Source organism: Kribbella steppae (genome assembly GCF_004342025.1).
Classification (GTDB): domain Bacteria; phylum Actinomycetota; class Actinomycetes; order Propionibacteriales; family Kribbellaceae; genus Kribbella; species Kribbella steppae.
This window is the reverse complement of sequence record NZ_SLWN01000017.1, coordinates 1-23,452: the sequence shown is the minus strand read 5'-3', so window position 1 is coordinate 23,452 and position 23,452 is coordinate 1. Positions and strand designations below refer to the sequence as shown.

Genomic DNA, 23,452 nt, shown 5'->3' with positions numbered 1-23,452 from the left:
GAATCACCCATTACCTGCCGGTGCCTTCAGCTGGTCCAGCTCGCGGCGGGCGGCCGGGATCCCGAGCACCACCGGGGTGCCGGCCCGGCGTTGACCGAGGTTCCAGCCGGCCCAGATCGCACCGGCGTCCAGGGCGACGACGACGTCGGCCTGCTCGATCGTGGTCAGCACGTCGCGACGGGTCAGGATCCGGCCCCAGTAGGTCTTGCCGAGATCCTTGCTGGCCCGGTTCCCGCGCAGGAACTTCACCGGCGCCGACGTCTTAATTGCCTTGGGCAACATCCGCCCGGCGACCTTCCGGGCCCTGCGGTACCGCCACTGCACAGCTTTGACAACCCGCTTCGCCCCAGTAGGCCGCGGCTTCGCCGCAGGCGGCGTGGTGGAAGTACCGGCCTGGCTGGAAACGTCTTCCGCTGCGGCAGCGACGGAAGCGGAAGCGGCCTCATCCGCCGCATCAGCAGGAACCTCAGCCGCGGCCGGAGCAACTTCGGCTTCACCGACAACGGCTTCCGGCTCGGCGACCGCCTCGGGGGCGATCACGGCGTCCGGAGCTTCCTCGGTCGGGTCGGTCTCGGCCACCGGCTCGGGCGGCGGAGCAACCGGCATCCGGCCCGGTCCGATCAACGTGAAGCTGTGGACCTTGTCCGCGACCGGCCCGGCCGGGGCGACCCAGCCGACCACGTCGAGCGTCAGGTCCGGGTCTCCACCCAGATCCGCACGGACGGTGTCGAAGTACGCCGGGGGAAGCCGGCGCGTGCTCAGCAGTACGACGTTCTTCACGCCTTGACCCCCTTCACCGAAGCGGCCAGCGACTCGATCCGCGGATCCAGTTGCAGGTCCCGCCGGTACGACGCACCGAACTCCCGCGCCTTGGCCCGGATCCCCTCGTCGGCCGTCCGGGCCGCGTGCGCCGCCTCGACCAGCGCGGCCGCGATCGCCTCCGCCGTCACCTCGGTCACCGGGAACCACAACGGGTGCCCACGCAGTACGTCGGACGCCGCGTTCTCCGGGTCGTGCACCGACACGACCGGCAATCCGGTCGCGAGGTACTCGAACACCTTGCCGCTGGTCACGTAGCGACCCTTGCCGAGCATCAGCAGCTGGACGTCGAACTCGTCGTACGCCTTGGCGATCTCCGCCTTGCCGACCGGGCCCTCGTAGGTGACCCCGTCGTCGTTGGCGTTGTTGATCGTCGCCAGCATGTCTGCCCGCGGCTGGGCGTAGTACCCGAGGTAGCCGTGGATCTTGGCCTTCGCGCCGGCCATCTCGTCCGAGGACGAGCGGGCGATCTGCCAGCCCTGGACGAACTCGGCCAGCGGCACCTTCGGCGAGACCGTGCCGACGTACCCGAACACCAGCGGGCGGTCGGTGACCGGGCCGCGGTCCTGCGTATCCGGGACCAGATCCGGATCGAAGCCGTTGGCAACGGTGTGCATCCGGTCGGCGTGGGCCGGGTAGAGCTTCTCGTGCCAGTCCTTGATCGGGTCGTTCACGAACCACACTTCGCGGGCCGACTCGACCAGCTTCTTCTCCCACTTGGCCGCCCGGCTGTTCGGCTCGTGCAGCCGGTCACCGGTGAAGACGTCCAGCAGCCAGGCGTCGCGGTAGTCCATCACGTACGGCACGCTGTGCTTCTTGTGCAGGTGGTAAGCCGCGGTGAACGCGACGTGCGGGTTCGCGGTGGCGACGGTCAGGTCGACCTTGTTCGCCTGGTGGATCCGCTCGGCGGCCTTCTCGATGATCGAGCGCCACGGCCCGTACCCGGTCTCCGGGAACGGGATCTGATCCTGCTTGGTCCGCCACTTGCTCCACAGCTTCGGGTTCGAAGCGCGGGCCTTGGACCACTTGCGCAGGTCGGCCTCGAGGATCGGCCACTCGAACGGCACCCGGACGACCTCGACCGACGGGTCGACCCGCTCCTCCAGGGTGAGGTCGGCACCGGTGAACCGGTGGAAGGTCTCGCGTTCGGCCGTCAGCACGGTCACCTTCCAGCCGAGCGCGGCGAACCGGTTGGCCGTGGCCAGGGCCCGGTAGACACCGCCGCCTCGGCAGGGCGGGAAACCCCAGGCGACGTACAACATATGTGGGCGGGTCATTCACTTCCTCTTAGCAAGTCGAGAATCGCGTCGGCCAGTTCGTCGTACGGCGTGGTCGCGGGCAGATGGTCGGCCGCCCACTGAAGCGCGTGGTCGCGCAGTTTCTCCAGCTCACCAGGATCCGCGGACCAGCGCCGCAGCGTCTCGGCCGCCTCGGTCACCGAGTCCACCAGGACTCCGCCACCGGACTCCTCGATCACCCTCGTCTGCCGGGGCAGCCGGGTCGAGAGGACGGGAAGACCGCTGGCGAGGTACTCGTAGATCTTCGACGGCATTGCCTCGACGAACGCCGGCGTCGGTTGGAGCATGGCCAGCCCGGCCCAGGCACCCTGGGTGATCCGCCAGGCGTCGGCCGGTGGCTGGCGCCCGTGCAGCCGGACCCGGCCGGCCAGATCGGGTTTCTCGATCCGGACCTCGAGCTCGTCCCGGTCCGAGGGTGCGACCGGGCCGATCAGGTCGAGTGACCAGTCGGTCGCCGCGGCAACGGTCTCGACCATGTCGAACAGACCACGGCTGGCCCGCAGGTCCCCGACGTACACGGCCCGCGGCGTACCCGACGGTGGCGTCGGGGCCAGGAACGATACGTGGGGGAAGTTCTGGACGACGAGTCGCCGCTTCGCCTCGTGCGGGGCGAGGTGCGAGTCGGCGACCACGGTCAGGTCGGCGCCGGCGGCCAGCCTGGAGCCGGCCCGGACGATCAGCCGGGCCGGGAGACCGGCCGGCCCCTTCGCCCAGGCCCGGTCGGCGAGCAGCCGGTCGTAGTCCTCGTGCACGTCGGCGACCATCTTGCGGCGGCGCAGGGTGGTGACGAGGCGGGTGACCGGGATCATGTCCGGGTCGACCGTCATCACCACCTTGGCCTTGGTCCGCCACGGCAGCACAGCGGTGCGCGCCAGCCGCTGGACCAGGTTGCCCCGAGGGCCTGCGTGGATCTCGGCGCCGGCCGGACCACCGGCCGCCTCGCCCAGGCCCCAGAGCTCGACGCTCAGGCCCCGGTGCTGCAGGGCCGCGGTGATCTTGTGCAAGCGCGCATCGGCGACGTCGTGACCGGTCGTGATGATCCCCACGTCCGGTGCCGTACTGCGTGACCCGGAATTGGGCATGGTCAAAGGTCCTCGAGAGAGACGGATTCCTTTTCACCGACCTGGAGGAACTTGGTGTAGGCCGCGATCACCTCGTCGGGCTCACCGCGCATCATCACCTTGCCCTTGTGCAGCCAGATGCAGTCGTTGCACAGGTCCCGGACGCTGCTCATCGCGTGGCTGACCAGGAACATCGTCCGGCTGTTGGTGACCAGGTCCTTCATCTTGGTCGCGGCCTTGGTCTTGAACGACGCGTCACCGGCGGACAGCGCTTCGTCGATCAGCAGGATGTCCGGGTCCATGTGGACGGCGACCGAGAAGGCCAGGCGGCTGAACATGCCGGACGAGTACGTCCGCATCGGCATCTCCATGAAGTCACCGAGCTCGGCGAACTCGGCGATCTCCTCGTACCGGGCCTGGATCTCCTTGCGGCTCAGCCCCGCGGCCAGGCCACCCAGGACGACGTTCTCCCGGCCGGACAGCGCCGCGTTGAAGCCGACACCGAGGGACAGCAGCGTGGAGACCCGGCCGTGCACCTCGATCCGGCCCGAGGTCGGCGGCAGGATGCCGGCGATCGCGCGCATCAGCGTCGACTTGCCGGCGCCGTTCGCGCCGATGATGCCGATGGTGGTGCCGTGGTCGACGTCGAAGGAGACGTTCTGGACGGCGTTGACCTCGCGGACCGCACGCTCGCCGCGGCCGAACCGCACCAGCGCGCTCTTGAAGGTGGGCACCCGCTCGAACGTGGTCCGGTAGGTGATGGACACGTCCTGCACCTTGACGGCAGGCATACCCGACGGGGTCTTCTGCACGCGCTTCTTCTCTGCCTCAGAGACGGACAACGAACTCACGCTCCCTCGACATGAAGAACAACGAGCCGACGACGAAGGCCAGGAGCGCCCAGAACGCCCCACCGACCCACATCTGCCACGCCGGGATGTCACCGCGGACGAGCAGGTCGGTCCAGCCGCCGAGCAGTGCGTACAGCGGGTTGTACTGGATGAATCCCTTGAACTTGTCCGGTGCGTCCTCGGCGAACCAGAGCACCGGAGACAGGTAGAGCCAGATCCGGACGAAGTAGGGCAGGAAGCTCGTGGTGTCCCGGAAGTACACCTGCAGGGCGGCGAAGATCATGCCCATCCCGGCCGCGAAGATCGTCAGGTAGACCAGGAAGACCGGAGCGAGCAGCATCTCCCAGTGCAGCGACTGACGCATCAGCAGGTGGATGGCGAAGTACACGACCAGCGTCGGCAGGAAGCGGAAGAACGCCGTCCGCACCGCGGACAGCGGCAGCAGCATCCGCGGGAACGACTGGTTCATCAGCAGCTTGCCGCCGCCGACCACGCTGGCCGCTCCGGCCGTCATCGCACCGGAGAAGTAGTAGAAGGCGAACAGCCCGCCACACATGTGGGCGAACCGCTCCGCACCGTCGGTCTTGCTGGAACCGCCCGCGATGATGTCCACCAGCAGGTAGTACACAGCCGCCAGCAGCAGCGGGTTCAGGACCAGCCACACCTGTCCGAAGAAGGTGTTGGTGTTGGCCGCCCGGATGTTCGTCCGGGACATCTCGGCCGCGAACTCCCGCCGTTGCCACAGCGCCTTGAAGTAGGGACGCAGCGCCGGCAGGCCGACCTTGTGCGGTTCGTACACATGCACCGACGGGTTGAACTCCTCGTCGACGCTAGTCGCGTTCATTCAGGCGACGCCTCTCTTTGCCCGGTATCCGACTGGGGCTCGGCGGCTGCCGCCCGGTACGACGGCGGGCCACGCAGACCGGGAAGCAGAGTAGCGGATCGGCGTCAATACCGACGACACAGTGGTCCTCCATAGTGAGCAACGACGTACAGACGGCTACGAAACGTCGTGCCGCTCTCCGACGTGCCGACTTTCGGCTGCGCGGTGGGTCGCCCTTCGCCGATCGTTATCCGGAATATACATTTGACAGCCTTCGACGGCCAAAACGCCTGCCACAGCACGAAAACACGAACGGCTTCATGCTCGCGGGGACGCCACGCGAACAACAGCGATCAACTTAAAATCGCGGTCAATTCAGTGGTACGACGCCTGGCGCCGGGTGGAAGTTGCCCCCGGGCGGGGTGACAGATCCCACCGTGGCTGTGAAGCCGGTGGGCCTAGCGACTGGTGTTACCGGTGGGGCCCCAGGGGTGCTTCCTGGCCGGGGCGAGCCGGGCGGGGGACATCAGGTCCCCGCTCCCCATGGACAGCCTCACCATCCACGGAGCTCCGCTCAGCACCTCCCGGGGCCTAGGCCGCGTCCGGGAAGACACGGCCATCACCGACGATCCGGGGACCCGTCCGCCATGGGCGGAAGCGAACCGGGCGCACACCGGATCGGCCGGCACGATGACCAGGGCGGCGGTCATCGCGCCATGGGCCTGTCCCCACATCCCCTGCAGTCGCGAGCAGGTGCCACCGAGTGCCGCGCAGCACGCAGGGGATGTGGGGTCAGGCCCAAGGCCGGTGAAGGAAGGCAGTTGCTCCGGCGGAAAGTGCCGCGCCGGAACACTGGGGACGGCAGCGCCGAAGCGAGCGGCGGCGTGCTGCGGAACCGGTCGCATCGGACTCTCCTCCTCATCGGCCTCACGATGGAGATGCACAGTTTGTACACCCTCCAGCACAGCCGGTGATGGCACGGGAGTGCGAGGGCACCGATGCGCCGGGATCGAGACCCAACCGAAACGGGCTCCGCTGACGTAGCAGCGAACTCGGGCGAGAATTGGAACAGCAGCCTGGCGGCGCTCAGGTGGTCCGTCGCCAGGCTGCTGGACCTCAATTCTCGCTCACAACTGCGCGGAAATGGTGGCCAGATGGTGACACGGCACAAAAATGCTGACAGGACAACAAATATCGCTAGGCGCATTCACGACGATACGGACAGTGCATACTGCGCTGGAACGCCCGCCTTACCCTGGAGGGGCGGTAGCGGACAGTGACCGCGCTCGGAAGGGAGGCGAGGGTTGTGAGCACAACCGACACGGAGCGTGCCGACCACCTACGTGTGCTCGGGCTCAACGACGACGAGATCAAGGTCTACCAGCACCTGCTGCGGACCGGCCCGTCGTCGATCACCGAACTGGACGAGGCGGTCCCGGACCGGGCCGAGAGTATCGACGCGACCCTCAAAGGGCTGGTGCAGGCCGGCCTGGCCCGGCGGTCCGGCTCGGACCACTCCCGGTACCTGCCGGTGCCTCCGGACGCCGGTCTGGAGGCGATGACGCTGCGCCGCGAGTCCGAGCTGAAACAGGCCCGGATCGAGGTCCTGAACGCGTACGACGAGTTCCGCCGGACCGTGCACAACGAGTCGACCACGCACCTGATCGAGGTGGTCACGGGGAACGCGATCGTCGAGCGGATCCGGCAGATCAAGGGCGGTGCGCAGCGGGAGATCCTCGCCATCGACTCCCCGCCGTACTACATCGGCGGCCCGAACCAGGAGGAGATCGAGCACCTCAAGCGCGGCGTCTCCTACCGGGTGGTGTACTCGCCGGAGTCGGTCGAGGTGCCGGGCTACCTGACCGAGAACATCCTGCCGTGTGTGGAGGCCGGTGAGCAGGCCCGGGTGCTGCCCGACGTACCGGCGAAGCTGACCATCATCGACGGGTCGATCGCGTTCGTGTCGATGTCGGTGCGCGACACCGATGTGAACCGGTCGCTGCTGATCATCCGGCCGAGCAGCCTGCTGACCGCGCTGATCGGCATGTTCGAGCTGTGCTGGCGCAACGCGCTGCCGCTGCACGCCTCGGTCGGCGCCGAGGACGATCGGCTCGAGCCGATCGAGCGCCGACTGCTGGCCCTGCTCGCGACCGGTGCCGCGGACGACACCATCGCGCGCACGCTCGGCATCAGCCGCCGTACCTTCTTCCGCTACCTCGAACGCCTGATGAACCGCACCGGCGCCAGCACCCGCTTCCAGCTCGCCCTGCACGCCGCACGGGAGAACTGGCTGTAGTTGCCGTATACAACAAAGGGCTCCCGGCACGCGCCGGGAGCCCTTTGTTTCAAGGCTTTACGAGGCAGCGGCGGTGAACTCCTTCGCCACGACCTCGGCGATCTGAGCGGTGTTGAGGGCGGCACCCTTGCGCAGGTTGTCGCCGCAGACGAACAGCTCGAGCGCGTGCGGGTCGTCCAGCGACTTGCGCAGCCGGCCGACCCACGTCGGGTCGGTGCCGACCACGTCGGCCGGGGTCGGGAACTCACCCTCGGCCGGGTTGTCGAACAGCAGGACACCGGGCGCGTCCCGCAGGACCTCGCGGGCCCCGTCGGCGTCGACCTCCTGGGCGAACCGGGCGTGCACCGACAGCGAGTGGGTGGTGATCACCGGCACCCGGACGCAGGTCGCGGACACCTTCAGGTCGGGCAGACCGAGGATCTTGCGCGACTCGTTGCGGACCTTCAGCTCCTCCGAGGACCAGCCGTCCTCCTTCAGCGAGCCGGCCCACGGTACGACGTTCATCGCCAGCGGCGCCGGGAACGGTCCGAGGTCGTTGCCGATCACCCGCCGTACGTCGCCCGGCGTAGTGCCCAGGTCGCGATTGCCGGCCACCTTCATCAGCTGGTCGTAGAGCGCGTCGATCCCGTCCTGCCCGGCCCCGGAGGCGGCCTGGTACGACGCCACCACCAACTGCTCCAGCTCGTACCGGTGGTGCAGCGCACCCATCGCCACGATCATCGACAGCGTCGTGCAGTTCGGGTTGGAGATGATGCCCTTGGGCCGGTTCCGGGCCGCCTCGGCGTTCACCTCGGGCACCACCAGCGGGACGTCCGGGTCCATCCGGAAGGCGCCGGAGTTGTCCACCACGACGGCACCCCGGGCGGCCGCGATCGGGGCCCACTGCGCCGACACCGCGTCCGGTACGTCGAACATCGCCACGTCGATGCCGTCGAAGGCCTGCTCGCTGATCGCGACGACCTCGACCTCCTCGCCGCGGACCTTGAGTTTCTTGCCCGCGGAGCGCTCGGACGCGATCAGCCGGATCTCTCCCCACACGTTCTCGCGGGTCGAGAGCAGGGCCAGCATCACCGTCCCGACGGCGCCGGTCGCACCGACCACCGCCAGCGAGGGCAGGCCCGTCCGGTCCTCGGTCTCGTTGTCCAAAGCGCTCACAGGGGTCACCGTCCAGTTCCTCCGTACACGACAGCTTGGGTGTGCTCGTCGTCCAGGTCGAATGCAGTGTGCGCCGCTGTGACGGCTGCGTCTACAAGGTTCTCGTCGATAACCACCGAGATCCTGATCTCCGAGGTCGAGATCATCTCGATGTTCACGCCGGCGTCGGCGAGCGCGGAGAAGAATTTCGCCGACACGCCCGGGTGCGAGCGCATGCCGACGCCGATCACCGACACCTTGCCGATCTGGTCGTCGTACAGCAACTGCTCGTAGCCGACCTCGTCCTTCATCCTTGCCAGCGCGGACATCGCCCGGGCGCCGTCGGCGCGGGGCAGCGTGAAGGAGATGTCGGTCCGGTTGGTGGCCACCGCCGAGACGTTCTGCACGATCATGTCGATGTTGGTCTCGGCGCCGGCGACCGTCTCGAAGATCCGGGCGGCCTCACCGGGCTTGTCGGGGACGCCGACCACAGTGATCTTGGCCTCCTTCGTGTCCTGCGCCACACCGGTGATGATCGCCTGTTCCATCTGATCCAGTTCCTTCGCATCGACGACCCAGGTGCCTTCCTTCTGCGAGAAGGAGGAACGCACGTGGACAGGGACGTTGTAGCGCCGCGCGTACTCCACGCAGCGCAGGTGCAGCACCTTGGCGCCGCAGGCGGCCATCTCGAGCATCTCCTCGTAGGAGATCTTCGGGATCTGCTTCGCGGCCGGCACGATCCGCGGGTCCGCGGTGAAGATGCCGTCCACGTCGGTGTAGATCTCGCAGTAGTCCGCCTCCAGCGCGGCGGCCAGTGCGACCGCGGTGGTGTCGGAGGCGCCACGGCCCATCGTGGTGATGTCCTTGGTGTCCTGGGCGACGCCCTGGAAACCGGCCACGATCGCGATGTGGCCCTCGCCCAACGCCTCCTCGATCCGGCCCGGCGTGATGTCGATGATGCGCGCGTTCCCGTGCGCCGACGTGGTGATCACCCCGGCCTGCGAGCCGGTGAACGAGCGTGCCTCGTAGCCCAGGTTCGCGATCGCCATCGCAAGCAGTGCGGCGGAGATCCGCTCACCCGAGGTGAGCAGCATGTCCAGCTCGCGCGGCGGGGGCAGCGGGGAGACCTGCTGAGCCAGGTCCATCAGTTCGTCGGTGGTGTCGCCCATGGCGGAGATGACCACCACCACGTCGTTCCCGGCCTTCTTTGTCGCGACGATCCGTTGGGCCACGCGCTTGATGCCATCGGCGTCGGCGACCGAAGAACCGCCGTACTTGTGCACGACGCGTCCCACAGGTGTGTCTCCTCAAACCACTGGTTGCGGTACGCCGTGCGGCGTTGCACCAGGCGTAGTCTCGGGCCTCATTCTAGCCGTGACTCGTTCGTTGCCTACCCGCTGACCAGCACCCGGGCCGCCTGTCCGGCCGATCCGGACCACGCCGGAAGGTTCCACGGCCCGGGTCGACGGCAGCCGGAAACCGTCCGGCCGGTGCGGCCCCTTGTTCATATAAGTCATCACTGAAATACTTCGATCCGTGCACGCGTTCGACATTCTCGGCGATCCGGTCCGGCGCCGGATCCTGGAACTGCTGGCCGACGGCGAGTTGCCGGCCGGCAGTATCGCCGCGGCGATCGGCGCCGAGTTCGGCATCAGCCAGCCCGCCGTCTCCCAGCACCTCAAGGTGCTGCGCGACAACGGTTTCGCCACCGTCACCGTCGACGGCACCCGGCGGCTGTACGCCGTCGACCCCGGGCCGCTGCGGGAGATCGACAGCTGGCTGGACCGCTACCGCAAGTTCTGGACCAACCGGCTCGACGCCCTCGAGACCGAGATCCGCCGCGGCCGCCGAAAGATTTCCGCGGACTAAGTGTCGATCCGGACGGGTGCGGGTCGACGCGTGGGTGAAAGCAACCGCTGACACCGAGGAGTCACCACCATGAAGAAGATCATCGCCGGCCTGTTCATCTCGCTCGACGGCATCGGGGAGGCCCCCGCGACCTGGCACTTCCCGTACTGGAACGACGAGATGGGCGCCGCCGTGGGCGCGATCTGGTCCCGCTCGGACACCATGCTGCTGGGCCGGAAGACCTGGCAGGAGTTGGCCTCCTACTGGCCGCACAACCCCGAGGCCGAGGGCGCCGACGTGATGAACGGCACGCCCAAGCTGGTCGTCTCCAGCACGCTCGACAACGTCGACGCCTGGCCGAACTCCACTCTGCTGGAGGGCGACCTGGTCGAGGCCGTGGCCGAACTCAAGGCCGGCCCGGGCAAGGACATCAGCATCAGCGGCAGCCTCACGCTGACCCGCGCCCTGCTGCGGGCCAAGCTGGTCGACGAGCTGCACCTGCTGGTCCACCCGATCGCGCTCGGCTCCGGTACTCGCCTCTTCGACGGCGGCGAGCACATCCCTCTGCAACTCCTGTCCAGCACAACCTTCACCACCGGCGTCCTGCACACCGTCTACGCCCCGGCCTAACCTTTCGCCCGGTTGCTGCATCTGGGTTGGTAAAGGAGACCCAGAGGAGCAATGAATGCGCAACATCGTCGCCAGGCTGTGCATGTCGGAGGACGGGATCGTGGACCGGCCGGAGTACTGGCTGCCCGAGTCCGGCCTGACCGGTGTGCTCGACCGGTTGGTGACCGGGGCGGAGACGGTGCTGCTCGGACGCAGCACGTTCGAGCAGTACGCCGCCTCCGTGGCCCGCTACCACGATGCCGTCGTGCCGCTTGATCGGGCTCGCAAGCTCGTGATCACGTCCAGGCCGGTGATCGCGCGGCCGCGCACCGAGGTACTGCAAGGAGATCCGCACCGGGTGTTGCGGGCGTTGAAGCACGTGCCGGGTGCCGACATCCACGTCGTCGGCAGCGTCAAGCTGGTCCGTTCGCTGCTCCGGTGGCGGCTGATCGACGAGGTGTCGCTGCTCATCCATCCGGTCCAGGCAGGCTTCGGCACTCCCCTGTTCGGGGACCGGCGTGCGCTGCGGCTGATCTCGATGTGCGCGGGCGGCTCCGGCGTACTGGAGGCGAGCTACCTGGTGGATTACGCCGCGACCGCGACCTCTTCCAGGTCGGCGTCGGCCGGCCGGTGGGGCGGGACGTGGAGCACGGCCAGCGTCGCCACCACTGCGAGCACCGCCATCAGCACCCACGCGTAGCGGACGCCGAAGGTCTCGACCACTGTGCCGGCGACGGCGGACCCGACGGCGGAGCCGATCATCCCGCCGCTGAGCATCCAGCCGAAGATCTCGGTCCGGGCCGAGGCCGGCGTCAGCACACCCAGCCGCTCGTAGATCGCGCCGATCGTCGGCGCGATCAGGCAGCCGGCCGCGAACAGCATCACCGCCAGGGCGACCACGGACGAGGTGGCGAACACGCAGCCGGTGACGAGGACCGCCATCGCCAGCATCCGCCGCCAGACGTAGGAGTCGCGCCGGCCGGGCAGTGCGCCACCGACCAGACCGCCGATCAGGCTGCCGATTGCGGCCACCATCTCGAGCAGACCGGCGATCAACCGGTTGCCGTGCTCGTCGGCGAACGCGACGATGCCGAGCGACATCGACGCGAAGCCGGTGACCATACAAGCGAAGGCGATCAGCAGCCCCAGCCGGTGCCGATGGAACACCAACTGCCGCGCGGTCGGCCGGGGCTCGTCAGTCTCTTCCTGCGTCGTGCCCGGCCGCTGCTTGAGGCCGAACCACCAGATGGCCACGGCGGCCGTCGCAGCACACGCGAGCAGACCGGCTCGCGGACTCGCGAAGCTGACCACCACCGCACCGAGCATCGGCCCGACGACGAACAAAAGCTCCTGCGCGGTCGCGTCCAGCGCATAGATCGCGCGCAGTCGCGCACCCTGCACCAGCCGAGGCCAACTGGCCCGCAAGGCCGAGGTAACCGGTGCGACGAACATCCCGGCCGCCGCGGCGGCGATCGGCAGCACCCGGTACCAGCTGTACGGCAGCAGCGCGACCACGGCCATCAGGACACCCCACGCCATCCCGGTCCCGATCAGGACCCAGCGCGCGCCCTTCCGGTCCGCCCGACGCGACCACACGACGCTGGCGATCGCCATCCCGACGGAGTAGGCACCCGCCACCACGCCGGCCCAGCCGAAGTTGCCGGCGGCATCCTTGGCCAGGAACGCCAGCGGCACCATCGTCGCCATCACCGGCATCCGCGCGACCAGGGCCGACGCCAGCAGCGCCATCACACAATGGGTCTTCCAGAGATCGCGGTACGACGTCAGGTCCATGAGCTGCATTCTGTCCTGACAAACCGGTTCGCCGCCTCCGGAATTCTCCCTATCCGGACGGTGCGTGAGTATGCGAACATATGTTCGTGTCGGACCAGCGTGCGGCAACCATCCTGCATGCCGACCTGGACGCGTTCTACGCGTCGGTCGAGCAGCGGGACGACCCGCGCCTGCGCGGCCGGCCGGTGATCGTCGGCGCCGGCGTGGTGCTCGCCTGCAGCTACGAGGCCAAGGCGTACGGCGTCCGGACCGCGATGAACGGTGGACAGGCGCTCCGCCGGTGCCCCGGCGCGATCGTGGTCGACCCGAGGATGTCGGCGTACTCCGAAGCCAGCAAAGCGGTGTTCAAGGTGTTCGAGAACACCACACCGTTGGTGGAGGGGTTGTCGATCGACGAGGCGTTCCTCGACGTCGGCGGACTGCGGCGGATCGCCGGGACGCCGCTCGAGATCGCCCAGCGGTTGCGGGCCGACGTACTGTCGCAGGTCGGGTTGCCGATCACGGTCGGGATCGCCCGGACGAAGTTCCTGGCCAAGGTGGCCAGCGGGGTCGCGAAACCGGACGGCCTGCTGGAGGTGGCCCCGGACCGGGAGCTGGACTTCCTGCATCCGCTCAATGTCGAGCGGCTCTGGGGGGTGGGTGAGGTGACCGCGGAGAAGTTGCGCAACCGCGGGCTGACCAAGGTCGGCGATGTCGCCATGCTGCCCGAGGCCGCGTTGGTGGCGATGCTCGGGCGGGCCTCGGGGCGGCATCTGCACGCACTGGCGCACAACCGCGACCCCCGGCCGATCGAGGTGGGCCGGCGGCGGCGGTCGATCGGTTCGCAACGGGCGCTCGGCAGGTCGCCCAAGTCGCCGGCGACGCTGGACGCGGTCCTGGCCGGGCTCGTCGATCGGGTCACGCGGCGGATGCGGACCGCGGGGCGGGCCGGGCGGACGGTGACGTTGCGGCTGCGGTTCGACGACTTCAGCCGGGCGACCCGGTCGCATACGTTGCCCCAGGCAACGGATCAGACGCGGGCGATCCTGATCACCGCACGGGCTCTGCTGTCGACGGCGCGGCCGTTGATCACGGCACAGGGGATCACCATGATCGGCATCTCGGTGGGCAATCTGGAGAACGAGGCGGCACTGCAGTTGGCGTTGCCGTTCGACAAGGCGTCGAACGACGAGCTCGACTCGGCGATGGATTCAGTGAAAGACAAGTTCGGCACGAACGCGATCACCCGCGGGATCCTGCTCGGTCGCGATCAGGGTCTGACGGTGCCGATGCTGCCGGACTAGTAGTGGTTGTCGTGCAGATGGCCGGCGTACCAGTTGAGCGCGGCCCGGAGTTCGTTGACCTGGTGGGTGCGGCGCTTGCCGGAACGCTCGTGCGCGACAGGGTAGAGCTTTCGACCACCGTGATGGAGGCGGGTTGGCGTCGGCAGGATGGCTTCATGGTTGAGCCAGGCGACCAGCCAGGGTCTGTGGACGTCGCCGACGATGCGGACGCGTGTCACCGACGACCACGGGATGGCTGCCTGCTGGTATCCCCTGGTGACGGCCAGGCCCTCCGGTGACAGGTGGAGTACGACGCGGCGCCGGAGGACTAGGCGCCAGTTGCGGATCGCGAAGTACAGGCTGACCGCGGTCGCGATGCTGCCGATCACGACGCCGGACGGGTCCGGTGTAGGTGTCTCACGCGGCATGCAGATGGCGGCGAGCAGCGTGGTGATCACGGCGATGATCGCCGGTCTCGTCCTGGTGGTGGTGAAGATGGCGCCAGTCTGCTGCGGAGGCGTCGGCTGCAGAGTTCCTAGGTGCTGCACGGGCGCCGGGTGCTGAACGGGCGGCTCGTGCTGCACGGGTGGCTGGTGCTGCACAGGTGGCTGGTGCTGCATGGGCGGCTCGGGGAGGCGTTTGGTGGGTGCGGCGATCGTCGCGGCCGGTGGAGTGATGACCGCGGTGTTCGCCGGCGAGCCCACGAGCTGCAGCATCTCGGCGGGGGTCGGGCGATGGGCGGGATCTCTTGCCAGGCAACGGCGTACGAGCTCCTGCAAGGGATCGGGCAGTGGCGGAATGTGGGGCTGCTCGTGGACGATCCGATGCAGCAGCGATGCCGGGTTGCCGGTCGCGAACGGGCCGCGGCCGGACGCCGCGAACACCAGCACCGCGCCCAGCGCGAACATGTCGCTCGGCGGGCCGATCGTCGTACCCGTGATCTGCTCGGGTGACAGGTAGCCCGGCGTACCGATGACCACGCCGGTCGCCGTCAGGCTCGCGTCCTCGAGGGCGCGCGCGATGCCGAAGTCGATCACCCGCGGGCCGTTGTCGGTGAGCACGATGTTCGACGGTTTGAGATCGCGATGGACCAGACCGCTGCGGTGGATCGCGCTGAGCGCCTCGGCCAGTCCGCCGGCGAGCGATCGCACACCACCAGGCATCAGCGGGCCGGACGTGTCGATCGCCTTCTGCAGCGTCGGTCCGGGCAGGTATTCGGTGGCCAGCCACGGATGATCGGCGTCCGGATCGGCATCGACGACCGCAGCCGTGAACGCGCCGCTGACCTTCCGCGCTGCCTCAATCTCGCGCGCGAACCGGGCCCGGAATCCTTCGTCACCGGCCAGGTCGTCGCGGACCACCTTCACCGCGACCAGGCGACCGCCGGGCGACCGCGCCAGGTACACCGCACCCATCGCACCGCGACCGAGCCGGGCCTGGATCGCGAACGACCCGATCGTCGCCGGATCCCCTGGGTGCGTTGTCATCGGGGAGTCAGGCTAACGCGGTTCAGGACCGCGGGTAACCGATCTCGGCGAGGCCTTCGGACAGATCTGACAGGCGGCGCTGACGATTGAGCGACGTGACGACGTACTCGGTCAGTGGCATCAGGGCGTAGACGTGCCGGACCGGCTCGAGATCGAGGGCCAGCTCGTAGTAGTCCTCGGCGAAGGTCAGGTACGCCTCGGGGCGACCGTCCGCGAGCACCTCGAAGAGTTGATCCGCGCCGTCCTTGTCCACACCTTCGACCGGACCACATCGCCAGTGCGTGTCGGCCGTCGTACGCCAGAAGGCGACCGTCGCGCGGGGCGTGCCCAGCGGATCCCAGAACGCCTTGTCGTCCCGCGCGTGCTGGAACACCTCCGGTACGCCGTCGATCAGGCCCGGCCAGGGCCGCAGGCCATTCACATACGGCGACATCGGCGACTCGTGGTCGAAGCCGTACCCGAACGCGCCCTCGGCCGAGAACACGATCGAGTACTCGTTCCCCGACCCGTCCCGCATGAGCGCCGTCTCTTCGGTCTCCGACCACCGCGCGTCGAACGAGAAGTAGTTCGCGTCCCCGTCGTCGTTCAGCACCAGATCAAGCACCGCCAACGCCCGGCTGACCCTCCTGGCGCTCGCCAGATCGGGCAGCCGCTGAATCACCTCGAAAACAGACACCGCCCCATTCAACCGGCCCTAGAAGGGTGCGTCGAGATAGCGACGGCCGTATCCCGTGATCGCCGCGCGGACGTCCTTCAGCTCCTTCCAGCGGTGCTTCACCGATCGCCCGTGGGCAATCGGGAAGAGCTTGTAGGCGCCGTCGTTGCGACGGGAAGCGGGTACGTCGGCCGGACTCTGAGCGGGATCGAGCCACGCCACCACCCACGGCCAGCGGGCATCGCCATCGATGCGGATCTGCCCGACCGTGTCCCACGGCACGGTCAACTCCTGGTCGCCGCGCCGCAGAGTCAGCGTCGTCGGCGTCATCCGCAACTCGGCCGGTCGCCTGAAGACGACGCGCCAACTGCGGACGGCGACGACCAAGCAGACCAGGCACAGGATCTGCAGGACCACTTCGATGGCAAACGTCTCCCGGGTGTAGGAGAACTCATGCGGCACCAGGGCGAGGCCGACCAACGTCGTCAACACCGCGACGACAGTCGGGCGCGTCCGCGTGGTGGTGAAGGACGCGCCCACATCCATTTGCTCTTGCACACAAGCCTCCTGACCGGAACCGAGCTCTCACCGTAGTGGCTGAGCAACCCCTTGTGGCCGGTCAGTTGAGCGCCTGTGGATAACTCCGATTCAGCGCCGCTGGACGACTTCTTCGGCGACCTCGACCAACTCACGGTCGGTCGCCTCGGTCTCGGCGTCGTGGGCCGGCTCCAGCCGGTCGTGGGCGATCAGCGACTGGATGGCACGCAGTACGGCGCTCGCCGCGGCACCCCACGTGGACACGTAGGAGAACTGCCACCACCACAGCGCCTCGATGATCCGGCCCTCTTCGTAGTGCGCCAGGCCGTGCACGAGGTCGGTCGCGATCGCGGTGAGGTCGTCGGACAGCCGGTTCACGGTGATCTCGGGCGGAGCGGCGTACGGGTCGAAGACCTCGGCATACTCGTCCAGACCCTCGAACAGCACCGCCAGCCGGTCCCGCATCGCGTCCAGATCCGGGTCGGGCCCGGCGTCGCTCTCGAACCGCTCCTCCGGAACGAAGTCCTCGAACGCACCCAGCCGGCCGCCGGCGAGCAGCAACTGGCTCACCTCGAGCAGCAGGTACGGCAACGAGGCGAGACCCTCGTCGACCCCGTCCTCGTCCGGCTGTGCCGCGATGTCGCGCACCGAGATCAGGAAGCTCTGCACCTGGTCGGCGATCTGCTCGGCGAACTCGGCGAGATCCTCGGAGTCCGTGCCCAGTGCCCGTTCTGCAATATCTGTCGGTTCAGTCATCGATCGATCGTCGCCCTTCAAATGCCCGTCCCAGGGTGACCTCATCGGCATACTCGAGGTCACCGCCTACTGGAAGTCCACTAGCCAAACGGGTGACGCGCAACCCCATGGGCCGGAGCAACCGGCTCAGGTACGTGGCAGTCGCCTCACCCTCGAGGTTCGGGTCGGTGGCCAGAATGATCTCGGTCACCTCACCGCTGGCCAGCCGCTGCATCAGTTCCTTGATCCGCAGCTCGTCCGGACCGATCCCCTCGATCGGCGAGATCGCCCCGCCGAGCACGTGGTACCGGCCGCGGAATTCCCGGGTCCGCTCGATCGCGACCACGTCCTTGGCCTCTTCGACCACGCAGATCAGGCTCAGGTCGCGGCGCGGGTCACGGCAGATCCGGCACTGCGCCTCCTCCGCGACATTGCCGCAGATCTCGCAGAACTTGACCCGCTCCTTCACCTGCACGAGCACATGCGCCAGCCGGCGTACGTCGGTCTCGTCGGCGGACAGCAGGTGGAACGCGATCCGCTGTGCGGACTTCGGACCGACGCCGGGTAACCGGCCGAGCTCGTCGATGAGGTCCTGGACGGCCCCCTCGTACACGTCAGCCCGGGTTCTGACCGGGCGACCCGGCCCCGCTACCCGGGTTCACGAACCCGGTCCCGCCGGAGCTCGGGCTGCTCGGGCCGCTCGGGCCGCTCGGGCCTGAGCCGGTATCGCCCTCGTCCGGGGTCTCACCGCTGCTCGGCGTACCCGCGGTGCTTCCGCCGGGCGCTCCCGTAGCCCCGGGCAGGGTGAAGCCGGCCGGCGCGGACGAACCGCCGCCGAACCCAGGCCCCTCGGAGCCGAATCCCGGAATGCCACCGGCCAGCGGGCCCATCGCGCGGGCCGCGACCTCCTTGGCGTTCTCCGAGGCGTCACGCACGGCGGCGACGACCAGATCGGCGAGCGTCTCGGTGTCGTCCGGGTCGACGGCTTCCTGCTTGATCGTCAGGCTGAGCAGCTCACCGGTCCCCGACACCAGGGCGGTCACCAGCCCACCACCGGCCGAGCCCTCGATCTCCTGGCTCTCCAGGTTGGCCTGGGCTTCCATCAGCTGGTTCTGCATCGCCTGCGCCTGCGCGAGCAAGTCAGACATGTCGAAGCCGCCAGCACCGCCACCGTCGAACACCGCGATCTCCTCGTCGAGCCGCTACCTGTCACTGAGCCTCAACCCTAGCCGGTCGCCCCGACAACCCCACCCGCCGCCGCCCACCAACCAGAAACCGACCAGTCTCCCCAAACTGTCCACAGCCTTGTGGACACCCTTATCCACAGCCTGTGAATCCTGTGGAAATCCCGCGCGCCCAGTCTCACCGCTACCCACACCCCCGTGTGGACGTCCCCAGCAGGCCTACCGCACCGAGCCGGTCCAGGGTCGTCGTTCCGCGCTCGTCGTACCCGCGCCACGCTGTGCACAACTCTCTCGGCTATGGCTTCTCCCAGCCGGTTGTCACGACGTAGTCGGTGTACCAGGTAGCGAGCTCGACGAGGGGCCGCAGCGCCTTCGTGATCAGGCCGATGTCGTCGGTGTCGATCGGCTTCTCCGCGTAGACGGACCGCAGCCTGAGAAGGTCGGCGCGGGGATGGTCAGGCGAGTACTGACCGGGCACGCGAAGCCTGCTCGGCCCGGTGAGTTCGAAACCGTTGCGGCGCAGCCGTTCGACGAGCCCGGCCAACTCGGCGCCGCTTGCCTCGGCGTCGACCATGGCGCGGAACAGTTCCACCTGATCGCCCGCCGGACTCGCCGAACCGCCGCCGAGCGTGAGCCCGTCGAGGTCGAATGTGAACGTGATCCGGATCCGGCGTGCGATCCACCAGGTCGCGCGCTGGCTCTGCCACGCGGCCGGCCGCTCGGACAGCCCGCTCAGCCAGAACGTCCCGAACTCGTCCTTCTCATTGAGCGCATCGCAGAGTTCCTGCAGCGGTCCGCGGACGGAGCGCTCCAGGTCGTCGCGGTGCGTCTCCAGCTGAGCAGGGCTCGGATCGCCCTCGAGATCGACCAGTACGTCGAACGCCGCGTCGGTCCAGCCTTGGAAACCCATACGCGCAATCTGCCACCGCCCACCGACAACTCGCCGCCGGCGATGGTCGCCGACGGGGAGTTCAGGCCGTCAGTTGGGTTCTTCGGTGATGATCTGGGCGCCCAGGGTCTCGCGGAGGAGGTCGGTGTGGGAGCGGGAGTCCTCCTCCAGCACCATGTCGTCCTCGCCGATCGCGTCCGCCTCTTCCTCGTGCGTCAGCGGCACCTCCGGGGCAGCGGGAGCCGCCGCAGCCTTGCGAGCCTGCTCCGCGGCGACGGTGGCCTCCGCGGCACGACGCTTACTCGCCGCCTGCTCCCGACGATCTACCTCCGCTGCCCCACCTGAAGTCCCAGGTCCGGCTGAGGTCCCGGGCCCACCTGAATCCCCAGGTCCAGCTGACGTACCAGGCCCAGCTGACGTCCCCGGCCGGGCTGAAGTTGCCGGTCCGGCTGACTGGCGCGCTCCTGGCGCCGGGCGCGCGACGGGACCGTCGTCCCACGGGTCAGGCTCTGGCGGTATGTCGTCGTACTCCGAGTCCGGCGGATCCTGTACGGCGATCGCCGCGCCCTGCCCATCGGACCGCTGCCCGGCACTCCCCGAGCCACCGCCCGGCCCGCCGAACCCGCTCGCACCGTCGCCCGGCTCGGATCCACCCCGACCATCACCAGCGGACCCACCGGCTGGACCTCCCGCAGCCGAGCTGCTAGATGACCCTGGGTGCTCGTAGTTCCCTGCCCCGCCTGCTCCTGCTCCGCCAGCACCAGGCCCGCTAGCACCAGCCCCACCACCACTTGCTCCGCCGGCACCAGGTCCGCCGACACCCACTCCGCCAGCACCTGGTCCACCGGCACTTGGTCCACCGGCACCTGCTCCACCGGCACCTGCTCCACCGGCACCTGCTCCGCTCGCACCCGATCCACCAGCGCCAGATCCGCCGGCGCCGGGTCCGCTCACGCCGGACCCACCGGGGCCTGCTGCGGACGGGCTCGTGCCAGGCGCACCGGCGCCTGTGGAACCTCCACCCGCTCCTGCGCCACCGGACGCTGCTCCACCGGGATTCGCGCCCCAGCTACCGCTGTCCGTCGCGGCACCCGCACCGCCGCCTGATCCGCCACCAGAACCGCCGCCTGATCCCGCACCGGCACCGCCGCCTTGCGGTCCGCCGGAACGTGGGCCGCCTGCGTGCTGTCCACCGCCACCACCCGCACCCGGGTCGGTGGACGGGTCGACGACTGCCTCGACGCGGCGGTTCAGACCGATCGTGTCGATCATCGCCTGCCGGAGAATCTCGTCGCTCCCGGAACGGGCGAAGCTCTCCCGAGCACCGGCGTTCACCAAGCCAAGCGTCAGCGTCTGGTCGTCGATGGCGATGACCTGCGCGTTCTGGCTCAGCATGATCCACGCGAACCGGCGCTTCGCCTTCACCGCCTCGAGCACCTCGGGCCACAACCGCCGTACATCAGCCAGCCCCACGGACCCAGCCGACGGAGCAGCCGGGGGCGCGGCGGCAGCGGACTGCGGCGCCGGAGCAGGAGGGGTTACTGAGGCCGCCGGAGCAGCAGATGTTGCCGAAGCACCAGACTCATCCGCCCAGGCACCGCTCCGCCCGCTCGCACCCGCGCCAGCCGCGACACCACCAGCATCACCAGAACCGGCCGCACCCCGAGCCGCACCACCCGATCCGACACCACCAGCCGCCGCACCACCCGAGCCGGAACCACCAGCCGCCGCGCCGGCACCAGCGCTACCGGCCGGCACGTCAGCTCCCGCAGCAGCGCGTCCCGCGGCACTACCGCCCGCGGTCCCGACGCCACCTCCGTGCGAACCACTGCCTGCCTCGCCACCACCAGCCGCCGAACCTGCGGCTGCCTCACCGCCCCCGGGTGCACCACCAGCTGCAGCCCCCGCGGGCGCCGTACCACTCGCGGCTCCGGCAGGCGCCGTACCACCAGCGGTGCCAGATGCCGTAGCGCCCGCGTCAGTGCCGGCGGACGACGTACCGCCTGCGTTGCCTGCCGCCGCGGCGGCGCGTGCTGCGGCGCGGCTTGCAGCTGCGTCCTGCCCCGATCCGCCCGCGGGAGCGCCCGCGTACTCGGTCGACTGCCCCGCGTCCGGCGCGGCAGCAGCGGGCACTCCGATGGCTAGGCGGCGTTCCATCCTGTCGAGGCGGGCCTGGATGCCGTTGGTCGAGTCATCGGCCCCCGGCAGCAGGACCTTGGCGCAGATGAGCTCCAGCTGCAGCCGCGGCGCCGTAGCCCCGCGCATCTCCAGCAGACCGGCCGCGACGATGTCCGCCGCCCGGGTGAGCTCGGCGGCCCCGATCCCGGCGGCCTGAGTCTGCAGCCGCTCACCTTGGTCCTCAGCGGCTTCGATCAGGCCGGAGATGATCGCGTTCGGTACGGCGGACAGCACGACCAGATCGCGCAGGCGCCGGAGCAGGTCCTCGGCGAATCGCTTCGGGTCCTGACCGGTCTCGATCACCTTCTCGATCGTCTCGAACACGGCCTTGCTGTCATGCGCGGCGAACCCGTCGACACACGCGTCGAGCAGCGAGTCGGGCGTGAACCCGAGCAGCGCGACGGCCAGCTCGTACGTGACCCCGTCCGGCCCCGCACCACCGATCAACTGGTCCAGCACGCTCAGCGAGTCACGGACCGAACCAGCACCGGCGCGCACGACCAGCGGCAACGCGGCCTGCTCGATCGCGACGCCCTCGGACTGGCACAGCGTTGCCATGTAGTCGCCGAGCACCTTCGGCGGAACCAGGCGGAACGGGTAGTGGTGGGTCCGGGACCGGATCGTCCCGATCACCTTGTCCGGCTCGGTGGTGGCGAAGATGAACTTCAGGTGCGGTGGCGGCTCCTCGACCAGCTTCAGCAGGGCGTTGAAGCCCTGCGTCGTGACCATGTGCGCCTCGTCGATGATGTAGATCTTGTAGCGGCTCTCCACCGGCGCGAAGAACGCCCGCTCGCGCAGATCGCGAGCGTCGTCGACACCACCGTGCGAGGCGGCGTCGATCTCGATCACGTCGATACTGCCGGGACCGCCGCGGGCCAGGTCGGTGCAGGACTTGCACACCCCGCACGGCTCGGCGATCGGGCCCTTCTCGCAGTTGATCGCGCGGGCCAGGATCCGGGCGCTGGTGGTCTTACCGCACCCGCGCGGGCCAGAGAACAGATAGGCGTGGTTGACCCGGTTGTTGCTCAACGCGTTCCGCAGCGGCGCCGTGACATGGTCCTGCCCGATCACCTCGGCGAACGTCTCCGGGCGATACCGGCGGTACAACGCAAGGGGTGCTTCCACGTCCGCAACCCTAGCGCCGCCCGGCGACATTCCGGGGCCGGAGGACCGGTACGCCGGTATTGCGGTGAGGAATCGACGAGGTGTCGTGCAGGATGGACGGAGTGTCGGGGAGAATCGACACATGTCGAACGGGACGCCGGGGGTACGGCGACGCAAGCAGAGCAAGGGTGATCTGACGTCGCAGGCGATCCTGGAGACCGCCGAGAAGCTGCTGGCCGAGCGGGACATCACCGAGATCACCATCGACGATCTGACCACCGGCGCCGGGATCTCGCGGTCGGCCTTCTACTTCCATTTCGAGTCCCGCGAGGCCGTGCTGTACGTGCTCGCGGAGAAGGTCGTCGCCGAGCTGTACGCCACTGCCAGCGCTTGGACCGAGTCACCCGCCTCGCCGGCCGCGGAGGCGCTGCGGGAGGCCACCGCCGGGTCGGTCGCGATCTGGCGCCGTAGCGGCCCCGTCCTCCGCGCCGCGACCCGGGCCCGGGAGACCAGCGCGCCGATGACGCAGTTCTGGAGCGACATGGCGCGGAAGTTCATCACCGCGGTCGCGGACCGGATCGAGACCGAACGCGCGGCCGGCCACGCCCTGCCCGGACCGCCCGCAGCCAAGTCGCTGGCACTGGCCCTGATCTCGATGAACGACGAGGTCTTCTACCACCACTCCAGATCCCGCAAGTCGGCCACCGCGGACCGCGAGATCGTCGACACCCTCACCACGATCTGGCTGCGGAGCATCTACGGCGTCTAGGGTGCGTCTCTCAATTCCCTGCAATAGTCTCCGATCCTCCCTGTCGGGGCGGCCCGTTCCGGGCTGAAAATGGGGGTGGTTGCCCGCTGACGCCGTCTCTCTGTGGTTCGGGCGAGGCC

The 23,452-nt window shown here is 68.9% G+C and carries 22 protein-coding genes; 6 read left to right on the top strand and 16 right to left on the bottom strand.

Features of this window, described 5'->3' with window-relative positions; genetic code table 11:
- Positions 1-3: 3 nt before the first annotated feature.
- The 5 genes from EV652_RS36915 to EV652_RS36895 are packed head-to-tail and all read right to left on the bottom strand — an operon-like array spanning position 4 to position 4,873.
- Positions 4-780: a hypothetical protein gene (locus tag EV652_RS36915; RefSeq protein ID WP_132214303.1), complete on the bottom strand. Its 777-nt coding sequence runs from the start codon at positions 778-780 to the stop codon at positions 4-6.
- On the bottom strand, positions 777-2,096 hold the full coding sequence (locus tag EV652_RS36910; RefSeq protein WP_242002226.1) for a glycosyltransferase: 1,320 nt from the start codon (positions 2,094-2,096) through the stop codon (positions 777-779). The genes EV652_RS36915 and EV652_RS36910 overlap by 4 nt, the downstream gene beginning before the upstream one ends.
- Positions 2,093-3,199 carry a glycosyltransferase family 4 protein gene (locus tag EV652_RS36905; protein ID WP_132214301.1) on the bottom strand — a complete coding sequence of 369 codons (1,107 nt, stop codon included), beginning with the start codon at positions 3,197-3,199 and terminating at the stop codon, positions 2,093-2,095. The genes EV652_RS36910 and EV652_RS36905 overlap by 4 nt, the downstream gene beginning before the upstream one ends.
- 2 nt (positions 3,200-3,201) lie before the next feature.
- On the bottom strand, positions 3,202-3,990 hold the full coding sequence (locus tag EV652_RS36900) for an ABC transporter ATP-binding protein (protein ID WP_242002225.1): 789 nt from the start codon (positions 3,988-3,990) through the stop codon (positions 3,202-3,204).
- A 16-nt stretch (positions 3,991-4,006) separates the two neighbouring features.
- A complete protein-coding gene (locus EV652_RS36895) occupies positions 4,007-4,873 on the bottom strand; it encodes an ABC transporter permease (protein ID WP_132214299.1) in 867 nt (288 codons plus the stop codon).
- A 1,285-nt stretch (positions 4,874-6,158) separates the two neighbouring features.
- Here EV652_RS36895 and EV652_RS36890 point away from each other — a divergent pair.
- The gene (locus tag EV652_RS36890; protein WP_132214297.1) at positions 6,159-7,148 is read left to right on the top strand and encodes a helix-turn-helix domain-containing protein; all 990 of its coding nucleotides are present in this window, start codon (positions 6,159-6,161) and stop codon (positions 7,146-7,148) included.
- Positions 7,149-7,205: 57 nt separating this feature from the next.
- Here EV652_RS36890 and EV652_RS36885 read toward each other — a convergent pair whose 3' ends face one another.
- Both EV652_RS36885 and EV652_RS36880 read right to left on the bottom strand, forming a co-directional pair.
- Entirely contained in the window at positions 7,206-8,312 is a 1,107-nt protein-coding gene (locus EV652_RS36885) for an aspartate-semialdehyde dehydrogenase (protein WP_132214295.1), read from the bottom strand.
- Positions 8,309-9,577, bottom strand: coding sequence for an aspartate kinase (locus EV652_RS36880; RefSeq protein WP_132214293.1), 1,269 nt, complete (start codon positions 9,575-9,577; stop codon positions 8,309-8,311). The genes EV652_RS36885 and EV652_RS36880 overlap by 4 nt, the downstream gene beginning before the upstream one ends.
- A gap of 241 nt (positions 9,578-9,818) precedes the next feature.
- Here EV652_RS36880 and EV652_RS36875 point away from each other — a divergent pair, with 241 nt between their 5' ends.
- The 3 genes from EV652_RS36875 to EV652_RS36865 all read left to right on the top strand — a co-directional run bounded on the left by EV652_RS36875 (position 9,819) and on the right by EV652_RS36865 (position 11,439).
- Positions 9,819-10,151 (top strand): ArsR/SmtB family transcription factor, encoded by a 333-nt coding sequence (locus tag EV652_RS36875; RefSeq protein WP_132214291.1) that lies wholly within the window; start codon positions 9,819-9,821, stop codon positions 10,149-10,151.
- Positions 10,152-10,220: 69 nt separating this feature from the next.
- A complete protein-coding gene (locus EV652_RS36870) occupies positions 10,221-10,760 on the top strand; it encodes a dihydrofolate reductase family protein (RefSeq protein WP_132214289.1) in 540 nt (179 codons plus the stop codon).
- A gap of 55 nt (positions 10,761-10,815) precedes the next feature.
- A complete protein-coding gene (locus EV652_RS36865) occupies positions 10,816-11,439 on the top strand; it encodes a dihydrofolate reductase family protein (RefSeq protein WP_132214287.1) in 624 nt (207 codons plus the stop codon).
- Here the strand turns inward: EV652_RS36865 and EV652_RS36860 are convergent.
- A complete protein-coding gene (locus EV652_RS36860) occupies positions 11,325-12,533 on the bottom strand; it encodes an MFS transporter (RefSeq protein WP_242002224.1) in 1,209 nt (402 codons plus the stop codon). The two genes, EV652_RS36865 and EV652_RS36860, sit on opposite strands and share 115 nt — an antisense overlap.
- An 80-nt stretch (positions 12,534-12,613) precedes the next feature.
- Between EV652_RS36860 and dinB the strand changes: the two genes are divergently transcribed.
- Positions 12,614-13,816, top strand: a complete 1,203-nt coding sequence (gene dinB / locus EV652_RS36855; protein WP_132214283.1) for a DNA polymerase IV — start codon at positions 12,614-12,616, stop codon at positions 13,814-13,816.
- On the opposite strand, the gene EV652_RS36850 is transcribed toward dinB, so the two are convergent.
- The 8 genes from EV652_RS36850 to EV652_RS45555 form a co-directional block, all read right to left on the bottom strand.
- Positions 13,813-15,282: a protein kinase domain-containing protein gene (locus EV652_RS36850; protein ID WP_132214281.1), complete on the bottom strand. Its 1,470-nt coding sequence runs from the start codon at positions 15,280-15,282 to the stop codon at positions 13,813-13,815. The genes dinB and EV652_RS36850 overlap by 4 nt on opposite strands.
- A gap of 22 nt (positions 15,283-15,304) precedes the next feature.
- On the bottom strand, positions 15,305-15,958 hold the full coding sequence (locus tag EV652_RS36845; RefSeq protein ID WP_132214279.1) for a hypothetical protein: 654 nt from the start codon (positions 15,956-15,958) through the stop codon (positions 15,305-15,307).
- Between the two features lie 18 nt (positions 15,959-15,976).
- The gene (locus EV652_RS36840; protein WP_132214277.1) at positions 15,977-16,495 is read right to left on the bottom strand and encodes a hypothetical protein; all 519 of its coding nucleotides are present in this window, start codon (positions 16,493-16,495) and stop codon (positions 15,977-15,979) included.
- A gap of 90 nt (positions 16,496-16,585) precedes the next feature.
- Positions 16,586-17,230, bottom strand: coding sequence for a DUF5063 domain-containing protein (locus tag EV652_RS36835; RefSeq protein WP_132214275.1), 645 nt, complete (start codon positions 17,228-17,230; stop codon positions 16,586-16,588).
- Positions 17,223-17,822 carry a recombination mediator RecR gene (gene recR / locus EV652_RS36830; RefSeq protein WP_132214273.1) on the bottom strand — a complete coding sequence of 200 codons (600 nt, stop codon included), beginning with the start codon at positions 17,820-17,822 and terminating at the stop codon, positions 17,223-17,225. Before recR ends, EV652_RS36835 begins: the two co-directional genes overlap by 8 nt.
- Before the next feature lies 1 nt (position 17,823).
- Positions 17,824-18,390: a YbaB/EbfC family nucleoid-associated protein gene (locus EV652_RS36825; RefSeq protein WP_132214271.1), complete on the bottom strand. Its 567-nt coding sequence runs from the start codon at positions 18,388-18,390 to the stop codon at positions 17,824-17,826.
- A gap of 298 nt (positions 18,391-18,688) precedes the next feature.
- Positions 18,689-19,303, bottom strand: a complete 615-nt coding sequence (locus EV652_RS36820) for a DUF2461 family protein (protein ID WP_132214269.1) — start codon at positions 19,301-19,303, stop codon at positions 18,689-18,691.
- A 69-nt stretch (positions 19,304-19,372) separates the two neighbouring features.
- Positions 19,373-22,615, bottom strand: a complete 3,243-nt coding sequence (locus tag EV652_RS45555; RefSeq protein WP_242002223.1) for a DNA polymerase III subunit gamma and tau — start codon at positions 22,613-22,615, stop codon at positions 19,373-19,375.
- A 91-nt stretch (positions 22,616-22,706) separates the two neighbouring features.
- On the opposite strand from EV652_RS45555, the gene EV652_RS45550 reads away from it, so the two are divergent.
- Positions 22,707-23,333, top strand: coding sequence for a TetR/AcrR family transcriptional regulator (locus EV652_RS45550; RefSeq protein WP_132214267.1), 627 nt, complete (start codon positions 22,707-22,709; stop codon positions 23,331-23,333).
- Positions 23,334-23,452: the final 119 nt, after the last annotated feature.